Source organism: Acinetobacter genomosp. 33YU (assembly GCF_001990725.1).
Taxonomy (GTDB): Bacteria; Pseudomonadota; Gammaproteobacteria; order Pseudomonadales; family Moraxellaceae; genus Acinetobacter; species Acinetobacter seifertii.
Map to the genome: position 1 here is coordinate 172589 of NZ_LFZQ01000004.1, position 14048 is coordinate 186636.

The following is a 14048-nucleotide window of genomic DNA, read 5'->3' on the forward strand; positions in this document are numbered from 1 at the left end:
GCTTTATGCAGGTTTCTTTTATTGTATTTAAAGTTCATTTATTTCTAAAAAGAGGTACCTGCTGCTGTACAATTTGGCCGCCATGTTCCCCTTGCTGGGTCTTTTCCAACCAAATCCATTCATTATTGGTCATTCTTAAAAAATTCGAACACCGGGTTCCATATACTGGGCTTTGGATAAAAGTCGATGATAGCAACTCTTCCATTTCTGGTTGAATACCCGTATTTGGCAACAATGCTGTGGTGACTTTACGCTCATCTTCTAAAATATCCCACGCTGCATGTTGCAAGCTTAGCTCTTCTGTTTTGTGCTGATGCATAGGCAAGAACTCTTGCGTAAAACGAGTTCTTAAATGTCTGGTTTTCTCCCAGTGATCGGACATCAAACCATTCGAAACTACATACACACCATTGGCTAATACTTGAGGTGCTTCTCCGCGGTTACTCATATAAACCGCTTGATCAGCCGTTCCCATAAACAAGTTAAAACCAGCAAAGTTCTGTTGCTGTTGTTCTAATTGCTGAGCAAAACGAATCGGTAATAACTCAGACTCTAAAAAAGCCTGAACTAAATGACCACGAGAAGTCTCGTATTGTTGTTTATCACGTCCATCACGGAAATTAGTTAACACAGCCCATCGGCCCTGCGGTGTAACCCCCATCCAAGTACCACCTGACTGTAAGTCTTGCCCTGCAATGATGGGTGTATGTTCCCATTGATGCAATAATGCGGTTGGTCGATGATAAAACTCATCACGGTTTGAAATAAGACACAAGGGCATATCATCCAGAACATGCCATGCTAAAGCCACAATACACATTGATTCTTGTTCCCTATGTTTACACATTGAATGTACAACATTTTTCACATCATTCCGCTACAATCTGTCAAAACGTAAGATCAAGGAGCAGCAATGCTGACCTATCCTAATATCGATCCGGTCGCAATACATCTAGGACCTCTTCAAGTCCATTGGTATGGACTCATGTATTTATTGGCATTTTTATGTGCTTGGGGACTTGCTTCCTACCGTGCCAAACAGCGTGATGGCTGGACATCGGACATGGTTTCCGATCTGGTGTTTTACGGCGCTTTAGGTGTTGTACTCGGCGGACGTATCGGCTATGTGCTTTTCTATGAGTTTGATAAATTCCTTGAAAACCCAATTTGGCTATTCCAAGTCTGGACTGGTGGTATGAGCTTCCACGGCGGCTTCTTAGGCGTCATGATTGCAATGCTATTCTGGTGTAAAAAATATCAAAAAACATGGTTCCAAACACTCGACTTTATTGCCCCTTGTGTACCGACAGGCTTAATGTTCGGACGCTTCGGTAACTTTATTGGTGGAGAGTTATATGGCCGTGCGGTTACAGATCCGAACTATCCATTTGGAATGATCTTCCCAACCGATCCATTACACTTGGTTCGCCATCCTTCTCAAATTTATCAAGCGCTTTGTGAAGGTCTAATTCTATTCATTATCTTATGGTGGTTTAGTTCAAAACCTCGCCCTCGTATGGCCGTTTCATCACTATTCTTGATGGGTTACGGCGTTGCACGTTTTGTAATGGAATTCTTCCGTCAACCAGATGCCGACCAAGGTTTCATTTTATTTGGCTGGATGACTAAAGGTCAGATCCTTACCGTTCCAATGCTACTCATTGGCCTTTGGATGATGTGGTATGCCTATCAAAAGAAAATTTATGACTGGGGCCCACAAAAGAACAGTTAACATCTAAATCTGAGGAGTTTCGACTCCTCTTTTTTATGCTACAGTTTTTATCTCCCAAGAAAGAAGATACACCATGCTGGAATTCTGGTTTAACAAGCAAGTCCCGTCTTTTAAAAAATTAATGATCTTAATTATTACCCTCTTAATCTGTATTGGGTTATATCAATATCAACCATTACCGTTAGATACTATTTTAATGTTTACGGGAACTGGGGTTATTTTTTTAATCTGCCGTTACTTTAAATTGCATTTTGCTCAAAGTAATCCAACCGGTTTACTTTACCGTCTATTTACATGGGTTCCTATTGCACTCTTGTTTGCACTTATTTTTGTGAAAGCCATGCCTAACTTACTGATCTGGGGCGTTCAAGGCATCGCATTTATGGCGCTTGCTGCTTTTATTTTTTCACCACAATCGTTATTTAACAAATAGGCTCATTCTTTATGTTGGCTTATTGGTACAACGCACCGCGTCACATCAAACTTATCTTCATTATTGCGGTTTGTGCTGCAATTTATGTAGCCAATCAAGTCCAGCCTTTATCGCCGAGTTATACTATTCTTAGCCTTGTGTTAGGTTTCGGACTTCATTTCGGGCAATATTTACAAACAAAAATTCCAGATCGTAGTTCATATAAATCTAACTTCCAGTTTCTGCTTAGAATTTATCCTCTTATTATTGTTGCTATTGTGGTATGGCTATTATCGCCTCAGCACAATTGGATCTTAACGATACAAGCTTTAGGCTTTGTACTGGTTGGATTTTTTCTTGTTTCGATTTATCAGAATCGTGCCAAGCGTTTTGAATAATTACGCCTCTTGAAATGCCATAGAACTATTTTTAGATTTTCATCTTGAGCTACAACAGGTATCATCTTCAATGGTTCATGATGAAGCAGCTCTATTGCGTAATTATTTATCATTGAGCTATCTCCCCCCTTTATTTAATGGAATTAATCCGAACTCGAGAGTGTTATGCGTGCATATTTAGACCTACTACAACATATCCTTGATAATGGCGGTGACAAAGGCGACCGTACAGGCACAGGAACCCGTTCTGTATTTGGTCATCAAATGCGTTTTGATCTCTCTAAAGGTTTTCCTTTACTCACTACAAAAAAAGTTCACTTCCGTTCTATTGTGATTGAGTTACTTTGGTTTTTAAAAGGCGACACCAACGTCCAATATTTAAAAGACAATAAAGTTTCAATTTGGGACGAATGGGCAACAGCAGAACAAACGGCTCGTTTTGGCCGTCCAGAACATGAACTAGGCCCAGTTTATGGCCACCAATGGCGTAATTTCGGCGCAACTAAAAATGCTGATGGTACTTATAACCAAGATGGTTTTGACCAAATTAAATGGTTAATTAACGAAATCAAAACTAACCCAAATTCACGCCGTTTAATCGTTTCTGGTTGGAACCCGAATGAAGCTGGACAAGTTGCATTGCCACCTTGCCACACACTCTTCCAATTTTTCGTACAAGACAACAAATTGTCATGCCAGCTTTATCAACGAAGTGCTGACGTATTCTTGGGCGTGCCATTTAATATTGCTAGTTATGCTCTACTCACTCATATGATTGCTCAAGTGTGCGGCTTAGGTGTAGGTGATTTTGTTTGGACTGGTGGCGATACGCATCTTTATGCCAACCATTTTGAACAAGCACGACTACAATTAACGCGTGAACCATTACCACTTTGCCAATTAAAACTTAATCCGGAAGTTAAAGACCTTTTCGATTTCAAATTTGAAGATATCGAGATTGTAGGTTACGAGTCACATCCGGCAATTAAAGCACCGGTTGCAGTATAACGACGGCTTAAATTTCATTAGATTACGGTTTAGAGAATAAGATTATGGCATGGCAAAATGTAGAAGTTGTTCACGTTGTCGCAATGGACAAAAATCACTGTATTGGTAAAGGCAATGCGTTGCCATGGCATATCTCTGCCGATTTAAAACACTTTAAAGAAATCACTCAGGGTGGTGTGGTCATCATGGGCCGTAAAACCCTTGAGTCTATGGGCCGTGCTCTACCGAACCGTGTGAACTGGGTAATTACCCGTGACATTAACTGGCACTTTGATGGTGTAAAAATTGCGTATTCAATTGAAGATGCTTTAAATGCAGCTTTAGAAGATGCCAAAAACACCGAAAAGCAGGCGCTTTTCATCATTGGTGGTGGTGAAATATTTAAGCAAACCTTGTCAATTGCAGACCGTCTTGAACTCACTCATGTTGACTTAGATGTCCAAGGTGATGCACATTATCCAACTATACCGAGTGAATTTCATAAAGTTGCGAGCGAGCAGCAAGTAGATGAAAAAACAGGAACTTCATTCGAATTTGCAACTTATAAAAAATAATTTTATGGCCGCTTATGCACAATATCGGAACACGTGAATTTATTATCGCCCTCCTCTTCGGCGCTTTACATGGTCTATTCACGTTGTTTATTGTGCTTTCCAGCATTTGGGTGTGTTTAGCACTTTGGGTGCAACAACCTTTTGGCTGGTTAGGCAGCCGCATTATTATTGGCATATGGATTGCCTTTGCTTTAAGTATGGCTGGCTTATATTTTAATGGCCATATCATTAGCCGTCGTACAGACATTTTGATCTATCTGTTAGCTTTTGCTTGTTCTTTGGTTTGGTACTTCTCGATTACAGCACGTCAAGACCGTGACTGGAATCCTGAAGTTGCCAATATACTAAGTTACGAAAAACATGGCGATGTAATTACCTTGCACAATGTCCGTAACTTCAACTGGCACCCTGATGGCACTTATGATGTCCGCTGGGAAACCCGTACTTTTAACCTGAACAAGTTAAATGGCATAAATATTATTACCTCTTACTGGATGGGGCCACAAATTGCCCATACTCTGGTCAGTTTTGAGTTTAAAAATCAACAACCTTTGGTTTTTTCAATCGAAATTCGAAAAGAAAAGAACGAAGAGTTTTCGGCAGTGGGTGGTTTTTTTAGAAAATACGAACTGAGCTTAATTGCGTCCGATGAAAAAGATATTGTCTACACACGCAGTAACATTCGTAAAGAGCAAGTTTATAATTTCCCAATTAATATGCCACGTTCTGAACAGAAAGCGCTTTTTTTAGAATATCTTAAAAAGTCAGATGAGCTACGTGCTCAACCAAAATGGTATAATACGCTCACAAGTAATTGTACAACCTTGATTTTCGATATGGTTCAAGCGATTAATCCATATCAACTTCCTAAAGATTATCGTTTAATAGCCTCAGGTTATTTACCTAATTATTTATATGATCTTAAAGCCCTTAATCAAAATATTAGTTTAAAGCAGTGGTATCAAATCGCACATATCAATCCACGCACTGAACATTTTGAACAACTTTCAGATCAGAGTAGTGAACACTTCTCTCAAATCGTTCGACAAGGTTTACCTAAAGCAAAATGAAATAAGTAATGCACTTTTCTTTACTTTTTTATACATGCTTTACTTTGTAATCTAAATAGATAGACCCTATTGTAATAGGCAGGAAATAGAGGGAAACACAATGCAACAGGCATTATTTGGCGGCGGCTGCTTTTGGTGTGTCGAAGCCGTATTTTTACAGATCCGTGGTGTAGAAAAAGTAACTAGTGGTTACGCAGGTGGACATACGATCAACCCTACCTACGAGCAAGTATGTCAAGGCGATACTCAGCATGCTGAGGTTATCTTGGTTGATTTTGATGAAAAGCAAGTAACATATTCACAGTTACTCGATGTATTCTTTGCAACGCATGATCCAACGACTTTAAACCGCCAAGGTAATGATATTGGTACTCAGTACCGCTCTGTTATTTACTATTATAACGAAGAGCAAAAGCAGGCAGCGGAACACACGATTCAAACGCTAAAAGATGACGATCTTGATATTGTGACTGAATTGTCTCCTGTGCCGACGTTCTATCCGGCTGAAGAATATCATCAGAATTACTATGCAAAGAACCCTTCACAAGGTTATTGCAACTTTGCGATTCCACCTAAGCTATTAAAGCTATATAGTAAATTCCAGCATCTGATGAAAGATCAATAAATCAGAATAATAAAAAAGCAACCAAATTGGTTGCTTTTTTATTGAGTCAACTAAATTTTAGTTTTCACTTACAAAGGCAATATCGCTCAGTCCGGCTTCACTGGCGCGAGACATTACCTGAGCCACAGTATCGTATTTCGACTCTTTATCAGCACGAAGTTGAACCGTAGGTTTAACCTCACCTTGACCTGCTTCTTGGAAACGTTTTTGAAGCTCATCAAGGCTAATTACTTGAGTATCCCAAGCCACTTCACCATTTGCATTAATACTAATCGTAATCGCTTTTGGTGGTGGATCAATAATTTCAGCAGTTGTTTTAGGCAGTGTTAATGGAATCGATGGGTTGGCAACTGTTGCTGTGACCAAAAAGATGATCATTAACACCAACATAATGTCGATTAGCGGAATGAGGTTCATCTCATTTATGCCACTATCGTGGTCTTCACCCAATTGAAAAGCCATTAAGCTTGACCTCCAACATAACTTTGTTCTGCAGTTTTAACATCAGACTTTACAGTTGAGTCTTGCTGCAACATGGTATCAATTAACAAACTGTGTGCTTGATCTTGTAAATCATGAGCAAGACCACGATTAGCACGTACACAAATGTTATAAGCCAATACTGCAGGAATCGCAACTGCAAGACCAAGACCAGTCATAATAAGCGCTTCACCTACTGGTGTAGCTACTTGAGCCAATCCTGCTTGTCCGCTCTTACCTACAGCAACCAACGCGTGGAAAATACCCCATACTGTACCAAACAAACCAACGAATGGTGCAATTGAAGCAATTGTTCCTAAAACAGAAATACCTTTTTCAGCATTGACTTTTTCAGCAGAAATTTGGCGCAATAATGCTTGCTCTGCAACTGCTTTACGCTGTTCAAAACTTAAAGGTTGTAACTTTGCTTTTAGCGAAGTAATAGCCTTAGAAAGTTGAGCATAAGCTTGTTGTTTTAGTTGGCGAGTCCCCATCAAACGTAAGATGAAAACTGTCCAAGTAGCAATCGACATTGCCAATAAAATGAAATACAGGGTTTTACTCACTGCATCTGCATGTTGCCAATAGATTGAAAAGTTCATATTCGAACTCCTGATTAAGGTTAGCCGTTGGGACTCAAATTCGTTTAAGGGGTTAAATCAAAGGGTTGCTCTGCTTTAATTGGATAAGCAACACCATTTTCCATATAAGGTTTAAATTTTGCACCGCGAACAGCGCGAACTACTTTGTCATCTAGACTTGAAATACCGCTGCTTCGGGTCACACGCACGTTGATGATTTTGCCTTTTTCGTCAGCTTCAATTTGTACAACAACTGAGCGTGCTTCACCTTGTAAATCTTTTGGTGAAACAGTCAAACGTGGTGAGCGGCTCCACTGTACACCTGAACCACCAATTGAAACGCGTTTTGGTGACGGATCTGGTGCAGGTTGAGCTTTAGGCGCTTCTTGTACCACTGGTTTTGGTTTCTCAACGACTTTTTCAGTAACAGTTGTCGCTGGAGCAGCTATTTTGGGTTCAACTTTTGGTTCTGTCTTTACTGTTTGTTTAGGAGTTTCAGCCTTTTTCACCTGCTGTATTTTTTCCACTGGTTTAGGTGGAGTCACAGGTTTCTCAACAACTTTAACTTCTTTTACCTCTTTCTTAGGTTCCGGCTTTTTAGGCGGCTCCTTTGGTTTAGGAGGTAGTGGTTTCGGTTGCTCTTGAATTTTTACAAAGCGGACTTGTAAAGGTTTCTTATCAATTGGCTTTAGTTCAGCAGGCTTAATGTGGCTAACTGCCCATAAGACCCCGATATGACCAATTGCAACCGCAATTAGGGCCGTGATGACTTTCTTTTTCATCGGATTAGGAGAGTTTAAGGCTGCGGAAGATTGACTCATAAGAATCTAATTACCTAATGGATGATGATCTCGACCTTTAATTAAGAGAAACGATTTCAAACATCGGATAGAACAATAAAGTGCCACAATAATAAATGAGAAGTGTTTTCATTTGCAACTACTTTTTTCGCGAAAAACACTACCCAGTATTGTGCTATCTAACCTCATAAAGTGATATCACCTTACTTTTCTCTTGTATAAACAGCACGCTAAAAACTTTGAGTTCATTTCTTATTTATCAAACTGTGCTCAACATAAGCGTTGATTAAACAATTAAATATTAAGGCTAAGCAATCGAACATCAAATTTATGTTACGTTATAACATTTTAAATTTATTTTAGCTATAAAAAAAGCATGCCTAAGAGCATGCTTTTAAAAATATGAGCTAATTAGAAAACAACCGTCTTATTACCATCTACAATGATACGGTCTTCTAAGTGCCATTTAACAGCACGAGCTAATACATTACGCTCTACATCTTCACCAAGCTCACGCAACTGCTCAACATTATAATCGTGGCTTACACGTTCAACGTCTTGCTCAATAATCGGGCCTTGGTCTAGGTCAGCAGTCACATAGTGAGCTGTCGCACCAATCAACTTCACACCTTTTTCATAGGCTTGCTTATATGGGTTTGCACCAACAAAAGCAGGTAAGAATGAATGATGGATATTGATGATTTTCATTTCCCATTTTGCAACAAAATCTTCGCTTAAAATCTGCATGTAACGTGCAAGAACTAATAAGTCGTTACCTTGCATCATTTCATCAATTTGAGCATAAGCTTCAGCTTTATTGTCTTTAGTTACTTTGATTACAGTAAATGGAATACCGAAGTTTTCAACAGACTCACGCAAGTCTTCATGGTTAGAAATCACATGCGTAATTTCACAAGGTAACGACCCACGTGCATGACGCCACAATAACTCAAGTAAAGCATGGTCAACTTTAGAAACTAAAATACCAACTTTTTTAATTTCGTTTACGAATGCAAGACGCCATTGCATGCCATAACGCTCAGCAACGTTGACAGCAAATGTTTGAATTAATGCATCTTTACGCGACTGTAAATGATCAAGTTCAAATTCAACACGCATGAAATAACGCCCGCCTTGAGCTTCCGTCGCATACTGATCAAGCGCGGTAATGTTTGCACCTTGATGGTACAAAAAGCTCGATACAGCCTGTACGATCCCAGGCTTGTCTTCACAAGTAATCAGTAAACGGGCTGTATTGGCAGTGGTCATATTCATTTTGTTAATATCACTTAATTGAGACAAATTTTTGATAAGCCGAGTATTCTAGCGCTCTAAATAAACAAGCACAACTATTCATCTTTTAAGGATGACAAGCTTGCGAAAAGATCAGAAGGCCCAAGTGATTCGAGCAGTTGTTCATAAGTGGCACGGCTTTCACCCATTAAATAAGGGCCCTCTAAGAAAACCATCTGACGTAATGCCTGCCAAACCCATTTCTCTTCAAGATGATTGTTGTCACTAATATGTCCAGACATATATAAAAAATTAGTCCAGTTCGTTAAAACAATCCAAAGGTTAATAATGAGTGCTTCAATTTCAGAAGCCGTCATTTTCATAAGACCTGCGTCGACAAAGGCTTGATAAATTTTTTGCCCTTGTTGCATGACTTGGCCTGCAAATCTCGGATAGATCTTTTTAAAGTCTTCATTGCTTTCAACTAAGTGATAAACATCACGATGAATAAAACGATAATTCCAGAGTTGACCACTTAACACTTGAAAGTAGTTAATTTTATCAGTAGTGGTTAAAGGTCTGTCTTCAGGTAAAGAGAGCATTTCTAAAGTCTCTACCTGATACTGATACATTAATTCCTTAATGATTTCATGCTTATTTCGAAAATGGTAATACAAGTTTCCAGGACTAATCCCCAACTCTGCAGCAATATGATTGGTTGTGACAGACCGTTCGCCACGCTCATTAAAAAGCTGCAAACTGATTTGTAAAATCCGGTCTTTTGTCTTCAGAGCTTTAGGTAGAGACATTTCAATAACCTTCGTTAATTCATATGGTTAAGACGTGAATACAGAAACCAACTTGACTCTTTAGAGTATTTACTCTAAAAACTAAGTATATCAGTATATTTGGTAAGTACCGATGAACAGTCAAACAAAAACAAATCCAGAGACTCAGGTTCCTTATGATGTTAAGCATTTACATGATTTGCTTGAGCAGCAAAAGATTGCCTACTTACGTCATCCGGTACCCACTGCTAAAGAGCGTATTGATCGTTTAGCTCGTCTTAAAAGAGTTTTGGTAAAATATCAAGATCAGATTGCCGAAGCAATTAACCTTGATTATGGTAATCGTGCCATTATGGAAACCAAAATTGGTGAATTGCTTACTTGTCTTGAACAAATCAAGTATTACAGTAAGCACTTAACCGGTTGGATGAAACCATCAAAACGCCATATCAGTGTATTACATCAGCCAGCAAAAGGTTGGGTACAATATCAGCCAATGGGTGTAATTGGTATTATTACCCCGTGGAACTATCCATTACTTTTATCAGTTGGTCCACTCATTTGTGCCCTTGCAGCGGGTAACCATGCCATGATTAAAATTTCGAGTGCTTCTCCAAACTTTGGACAAGTTCTTGAAAGTGCATTAGCGGAAGCATTCCCACAAGAGTTGGTCGCTGTTGTAAATGGTGGCGGTGTAATTTCCGATGCGTTTAGCCATTTGCCTTTCGATAAAATGATTTTCACAGGCTCGACTTCGGTTGGTAAAACCGTCATGGCAGCCGCAGCTCAAAACCTTGTGCCGGTTATTCTTGAGTTAGGCGGTAAATCCCCTGCTCTTGTCCATGCTTCCGTAGAGATGAAAGATGTCGCACAACGTATTGCTGTAGGTAAATTGTGGAACGCTGGTCAAACTTGTGTTGCACCAGACCATATTTTCTTACCACGAGGCAAAACTGCCGAGTTCATTGAAAACTTTAAATTGATTGTCGCAGGAATGTACCCTCATTTCCGCAACAACCAAGACTATACTTCTATTATTAATGATAAACAGTACAACCGTATTCAAGGATATCTCGAAAATGCCCGTGATCAGGGTGCCCGTATTGTTGAAATTAATCCGCAAAATGAAATTTTAGATGATGTCCGCAAAATTCCACCGACCCTAGTAACTGGTGTAACGACTGCAATGGATATTATGCAAAATGAAATTTTTGGTCCTGTTCTACCAATTTTAGAATATGACCAAATAGAAGAAGTCATTGAGTTTATTAATAGTCGTCCGCGTCCTTTAGCAATGTATTATTTTGACTATGATCAGGCACGCGCCGATTATATCTCTCAACATACTCATTCAGGACATTTCGGAATTAACATGGTCATTACCCATGTTGCTCAAGATGACTTGCCATTTGGCGGAATTGGGGCATCAGGTATGGGCAAATATCACGGCCCAGAAGGCTTTTTCGGGCTTTCACATGAACGTTCGGTAATGTCGAATCCAAAACTTTATAGCCTGAAATACATTCTTCCACCGTTCAATAAACCAATTCATCGCTTCATTTCGAAAACCTTGTTGCGTTAACTGATCAAGGCATGATCTGTTACACTAGATCATGCCTCGTTTTTACCAATTTCGCTTGTCTTTTAATCGTATTTTTGGTATAAAACGCCCCTTGAATGAATTCATCCGTTTACATTTAGTATGACTGGCCACAGATTTGCTGTTGGCTAAATCAATGGAGTTACACCATGTCTAAGGTTTGCCAAGTTACCGGCAAGCGTCCAGTCGTTGGTAACAACGTCTCACACGCCAACAACAAAACCAAGCGCCGGTTCGAGCCGAACCTGCACCACCACCGTTTCTGGTTAGAAAGCGAAAAACGTTTTGTACGTCTTCGTTTAACCACTAAAGGTATGCGTATTATTGACAAATTGGGTATCGAAAAGGTTGTTGCAGACCTTCGTGCTCAAGGTCAAAAGATCTAAGGAGTCTGAGCAATGCGTGATAAGATTCGTCTCGTTTCTTCAGCTGGTACAGGTTATTTCTATACCACGACTAAAAACAAACGTACTATGCCGGAAAAAATGGAAATCAAAAAATTTGATCCAAAAATCCGTCAACACGTGATTTTCAAAGAAGCTAAAATCAAATAATTTTAGCGTCGAAAAAAACGACTTCTTAAAGAAGTCGTTTTTTTTTGCATTTTTTTTATACCCACCTTTTTGTTAAACTTTCTACATATTCCGCCTTGGCATTTTTTATGCTTGTCTTTAGCCTAACTCACGTAAAAGGAGTTTTTAGTGCCGCATGACGTAGATTTAATTATTTTACTTGCTGTTGGTTTCGGCGTTGCCCTCTTTTTTGGCTATATTGCCGCCCGACTACGACTTCCCCCTCTTATCGGCTATTTAATTGCCGGAATTATTATTAGTCCCAACACTCCCGGTATAGAAGCAGACATTCATCTAGCAAACCAACTTGCTGAGCTTGGTGTAATGTTTCTGATGTTTGGCGTTGGGATGCATTTTTCATTAAATGATCTTTTACAAGTTCGACGTATTGCCTTACCAGGTGCAATTTTACAGATAGCCGTTGCTACCTTACTTGGTGTTGGCGTTTCAATGCTATGGGGCTGGAGCTTTGGCTCTGCACTGGTTTTTGGCTTAAGCTTATCGTGTGCGAGTACCGTTGTATTATTAAAAGCTTTAGGAGACCGTGGTCTTTTAGACTCTGTAAACGGCAAAATTGCGGTAGGTTGGCTGTTAGTTGAAGATTTGGTAATGGTACTTGTTTTAGTACTTCTTCCAGCTACAGCGGTTTTACTTGGTGGAAAAGCACCAGCAGGCGCAGAAGGAAATATCTGGCTAACACTGGGAATCACTCTATTAAAAGTGATTGGCTTTATTGCGTTTATGCTTATTGTGGGTAAGCGTGTTGTTCCTATCATTATGCAGTTTGTTGCGCGCTTAGGTTCAAGAGAGCTATTTACCCTGACTGTCGTAGCAGCTGCTGTTTCGATCGCTTATGGCTCTTATGCCATCTTTGGGGTTTCAATGGCCTTAGGAGCCTTCTTTGCAGGTATGGTGGTAAAAGAATCAGATTTTAGCCACCGTGCAGAAGAAGAAACCCTTCCTCTACGTGAAATTTTCTCGATTTTATTCTTCGTTTCGGTAGGAATGTTGTTTGACCCACATATCCTTATCGAGCGTCCACTGCATATTTTGGCAGTTATCGCGATTATTATGGTGGGTAAAACTCTTGCTGCAATGGCCTTGGTTTTATTCTTCCGTTATCCAATTAATACTGCTTTGACCGTCGGGGCCAGCCTTGCACAAATTGGTGAGTTCTCATTTATTTTGGCAACACTTGGTGTGTCTTTAGGTCTATTAACGCTAGAAGCTCAAAACCTGATTTTAGCAGGCGCTTTGTTCTCTATTACGCTTAACTCTTTTGTTTTCTCGGCAGTTGAACCTGTACAACGCTGGATTCGTGAACGCTCTCATTTAGCACGACTTCTTGAGCGCAGTGGTGACCCACTCGCGATGTTGCCAGATGAAGTTGACCAAGCTTATCTACGCGATCAAGTGGTGATTGTAGGCTATGGTGGTGTTGGACGACGTATTACTGAAAATTTAATTAATCAGAATATTAAAGTCGTGATTGCAGAAGAAAATCGTGAAATTGTAGAAAAGCTACGTCAAGCAAATATTGCTGCCGTAAGTGGTGTCGCAACTGAACCTGGCGTTCTCATTCAGGCGCATATCATGCATGCACGACTATTGGTGATTTCCCCTATGGATATTTTAGATATTCATCGAATTGTGGATATTGCTAAACAATTAAACCCTCAAATTCAGGTTTTAATTTGTGCAGAAAGTAAAGAAGAAGCAGCAGTTATTCGAGATGAAAATATTGGCGAAGTATTCTATGCAAAAGAAGAAATGGCAAAGAATATGAGCCACCATATTTTAAATCAAATCGAACTGGCGCATCAGTCAACACATCATTAACTTATACAAAAAAGCGTACTCTAGAGTACGCTTTTTTTAACTTAGGAATTTAGGCTGCTCATCTACAACCTCAGCCTGCCATTCATTGACCTGCTTTTCGAGCAGTCCAAATAAAGCAGCCTGAATCATATGCTGTGCAACTACAGGCGTTTGCTCGCCTAAAATCTCTTTTAGTTCATCACTAAACTGAATTTTAACCAAGGGCTCCTTTTCAGAACCAGCATTACGCAAGGCAAGCTCACCACCTTCGAGTTGGACTAACTCCAACACTGCTTCTTGATTGCCAAATAACTCTTTCAATTGCTGTATAGACATATACTTCCTCCATGTTTCAACATGGTGGCAAAGCACCCTTG

The 14048-nt window shown here is 39.7% G+C and carries 18 protein-coding genes; 11 read left to right on the top strand and 7 right to left on the bottom strand.

Annotated features, from left to right (window positions below; all coding sequences use genetic code 11):
• Positions 1–34: 34 nt before the first annotated feature.
• Complete coding sequence (locus tag AC056_RS03690; RefSeq protein WP_213033471.1) at positions 35–820, bottom strand: NRDE family protein; 786 nt, start codon at positions 818–820, stop codon at positions 35–37.
• A 93-nt stretch (positions 821–913) separates the two neighbouring features.
• Here AC056_RS03690 and lgt point away from each other — a divergent pair, with 93 nt between their 5' ends.
• The 7 genes from lgt to msrA all read left to right on the top strand — a co-directional run bounded on the left by lgt (position 914) and on the right by msrA (position 5799).
• Positions 914–1732: a prolipoprotein diacylglyceryl transferase gene (gene lgt / locus AC056_RS03695; protein ID WP_004698831.1), complete on the top strand. Its 819-nt coding sequence runs from the start codon at positions 914–916 to the stop codon at positions 1730–1732.
• 73 nt (positions 1733–1805) lie between these two features.
• Positions 1806–2165, top strand: coding sequence for a hypothetical protein (locus tag AC056_RS03700; protein ID WP_032048365.1), 360 nt, complete (start codon positions 1806–1808; stop codon positions 2163–2165).
• Positions 2166–2176: 11 nt separating this feature from the next.
• Positions 2177–2542, top strand: a complete 366-nt coding sequence (locus AC056_RS03705) for a hypothetical protein (protein WP_077162777.1) — start codon at positions 2177–2179, stop codon at positions 2540–2542.
• Positions 2543–2707: 165 nt separating this feature from the next.
• Positions 2708–3550 (top strand): thymidylate synthase, encoded by an 843-nt coding sequence (gene thyA / locus AC056_RS03710; RefSeq protein ID WP_002115009.1) that lies wholly within the window; start codon positions 2708–2710, stop codon positions 3548–3550.
• 44 nt (positions 3551–3594) lie between these two features.
• Complete coding sequence (locus AC056_RS03715) at positions 3595–4104, top strand: dihydrofolate reductase (protein WP_019458053.1); 510 nt, start codon at positions 3595–3597, stop codon at positions 4102–4104.
• 14 nt (positions 4105–4118) lie between these two features.
• Positions 4119–5174, top strand: a complete 1056-nt coding sequence (locus AC056_RS03720; RefSeq protein WP_077162778.1) for a DUF4105 domain-containing protein — start codon at positions 4119–4121, stop codon at positions 5172–5174.
• A gap of 100 nt (positions 5175–5274) precedes the next feature.
• On the top strand, positions 5275–5799 hold the full coding sequence (gene msrA / locus AC056_RS03725) for a peptide-methionine (S)-S-oxide reductase MsrA (RefSeq protein WP_019458051.1): 525 nt from the start codon (positions 5275–5277) through the stop codon (positions 5797–5799).
• A 57-nt stretch (positions 5800–5856) separates the two neighbouring features.
• Here the strand turns inward: msrA and AC056_RS03730 are convergent, their stop codons facing one another.
• The 5 genes from AC056_RS03730 to AC056_RS03750 form a co-directional block, all read right to left on the bottom strand.
• Positions 5857–6261 (bottom strand): ExbD/TolR family protein, encoded by a 405-nt coding sequence (locus tag AC056_RS03730; RefSeq protein WP_004698850.1) that lies wholly within the window; start codon positions 6259–6261, stop codon positions 5857–5859.
• Positions 6261–6881 (bottom strand): MotA/TolQ/ExbB proton channel family protein, encoded by a 621-nt coding sequence (locus AC056_RS03735; protein WP_019458050.1) that lies wholly within the window; start codon positions 6879–6881, stop codon positions 6261–6263. The genes AC056_RS03730 and AC056_RS03735 overlap by 1 nt, the downstream gene beginning before the upstream one ends.
• Positions 6882–6925: 44 nt before the next feature.
• Positions 6926–7681 carry an energy transducer TonB gene (locus AC056_RS03740; protein ID WP_039250355.1) on the bottom strand — a complete coding sequence of 252 codons (756 nt, stop codon included), beginning with the start codon at positions 7679–7681 and terminating at the stop codon, positions 6926–6928.
• 390 nt (positions 7682–8071) lie between these two features.
• Positions 8072–8935 (bottom strand): formyltetrahydrofolate deformylase, encoded by an 864-nt coding sequence (gene purU, locus AC056_RS03745; RefSeq protein WP_004698860.1) that lies wholly within the window; start codon positions 8933–8935, stop codon positions 8072–8074.
• Positions 8936–9009: 74 nt separating this feature from the next.
• On the bottom strand, positions 9010–9702 hold the full coding sequence (locus tag AC056_RS03750) for a TetR/AcrR family transcriptional regulator (RefSeq protein WP_019458048.1): 693 nt from the start codon (positions 9700–9702) through the stop codon (positions 9010–9012).
• Between the two features lie 112 nt (positions 9703–9814).
• Here AC056_RS03750 and AC056_RS03755 point away from each other — a divergent pair, with 112 nt between their 5' ends.
• The 4 genes from AC056_RS03755 (at position 9815) to AC056_RS03770 (ending at position 13692) form a co-directional block, all read left to right on the top strand.
• On the top strand, positions 9815–11263 hold the full coding sequence (locus tag AC056_RS03755) for a coniferyl aldehyde dehydrogenase (RefSeq protein WP_077162780.1): 1449 nt from the start codon (positions 9815–9817) through the stop codon (positions 11261–11263).
• A 167-nt stretch (positions 11264–11430) separates the two neighbouring features.
• Positions 11431–11667 (top strand): 50S ribosomal protein L28, encoded by a 237-nt coding sequence (gene rpmB, locus AC056_RS03760; protein ID WP_000048256.1) that lies wholly within the window; start codon positions 11431–11433, stop codon positions 11665–11667.
• A gap of 12 nt (positions 11668–11679) precedes the next feature.
• On the top strand, positions 11680–11835 hold the full coding sequence (gene rpmG / locus AC056_RS03765; RefSeq protein ID WP_001205031.1) for a 50S ribosomal protein L33: 156 nt from the start codon (positions 11680–11682) through the stop codon (positions 11833–11835).
• 147 nt (positions 11836–11982) lie between these two features.
• A complete protein-coding gene (locus AC056_RS03770; protein WP_004698868.1) occupies positions 11983–13692 on the top strand; it encodes a cation:proton antiporter in 1710 nt (569 codons plus the stop codon).
• A 36-nt stretch (positions 13693–13728) separates the two neighbouring features.
• On the opposite strand, the gene AC056_RS03775 is transcribed toward AC056_RS03770, so the two are convergent.
• Positions 13729–14007 (bottom strand): hypothetical protein, encoded by a 279-nt coding sequence (locus AC056_RS03775; protein WP_004698869.1) that lies wholly within the window; start codon positions 14005–14007, stop codon positions 13729–13731.
• Between the last annotated feature and the right edge of the window lie 41 nt (positions 14008–14048).

What these genes read in the sequence shown, in the direction of transcription:
- AC056_RS03690 (WP_213033471.1), bottom strand. Translation starts at nt 820, where the DNA reads ATGTGTATTGTGGCTTTAGCATGGCATGTTCTGGATGATATGCCCTTG.
- lgt (WP_004698831.1), top strand. Translation starts at nt 914, where the DNA reads ATGCTGACCTATCCTAATATCGATCCGGTCGCAATACATCTAGGACCT.
- AC056_RS03700 (WP_032048365.1), top strand. Translation starts at nt 1,806, where the DNA reads ATGCTGGAATTCTGGTTTAACAAGCAAGTCCCGTCTTTTAAAAAATTA.
- AC056_RS03705 (WP_077162777.1), top strand. Translation starts at nt 2,177, where the DNA reads ATGTTGGCTTATTGGTACAACGCACCGCGTCACATCAAACTTATCTTC.
- thyA (WP_002115009.1), top strand. Translation starts at nt 2,708, where the DNA reads ATGCGTGCATATTTAGACCTACTACAACATATCCTTGATAATGGCGGT.
- AC056_RS03715 (WP_019458053.1), top strand. Translation starts at nt 3,595, where the DNA reads ATGGCATGGCAAAATGTAGAAGTTGTTCACGTTGTCGCAATGGACAAA.
- AC056_RS03720 (WP_077162778.1), top strand. Translation starts at nt 4,119, where the DNA reads ATGCACAATATCGGAACACGTGAATTTATTATCGCCCTCCTCTTCGGC.
- msrA (WP_019458051.1), top strand. Translation starts at nt 5,275, where the DNA reads ATGCAACAGGCATTATTTGGCGGCGGCTGCTTTTGGTGTGTCGAAGCC.
- AC056_RS03730 (WP_004698850.1), bottom strand. Translation starts at nt 6,261, where the DNA reads ATGGCTTTTCAATTGGGTGAAGACCACGATAGTGGCATAAATGAGATG.
- AC056_RS03735 (WP_019458050.1), bottom strand. Translation starts at nt 6,881, where the DNA reads ATGAACTTTTCAATCTATTGGCAACATGCAGATGCAGTGAGTAAAACC.
- AC056_RS03740 (WP_039250355.1), bottom strand. Translation starts at nt 7,681, where the DNA reads ATGAGTCAATCTTCCGCAGCCTTAAACTCTCCTAATCCGATGAAAAAG.
- purU (WP_004698860.1), bottom strand. Translation starts at nt 8,935, where the DNA reads ATGAATATGACCACTGCCAATACAGCCCGTTTACTGATTACTTGTGAA.
- AC056_RS03750 (WP_019458048.1), bottom strand. Translation starts at nt 9,702, where the DNA reads ATGTCTCTACCTAAAGCTCTGAAGACAAAAGACCGGATTTTACAAATC.
- AC056_RS03755 (WP_077162780.1), top strand. Translation starts at nt 9,815, where the DNA reads ATGAACAGTCAAACAAAAACAAATCCAGAGACTCAGGTTCCTTATGAT.
- rpmB (WP_000048256.1), top strand. Translation starts at nt 11,431, where the DNA reads ATGTCTAAGGTTTGCCAAGTTACCGGCAAGCGTCCAGTCGTTGGTAAC.
- rpmG (WP_001205031.1), top strand. Translation starts at nt 11,680, where the DNA reads ATGCGTGATAAGATTCGTCTCGTTTCTTCAGCTGGTACAGGTTATTTC.
- AC056_RS03775 (WP_004698869.1), bottom strand. Translation starts at nt 14,007, where the DNA reads ATGTCTATACAGCAATTGAAAGAGTTATTTGGCAATCAAGAAGCAGTG.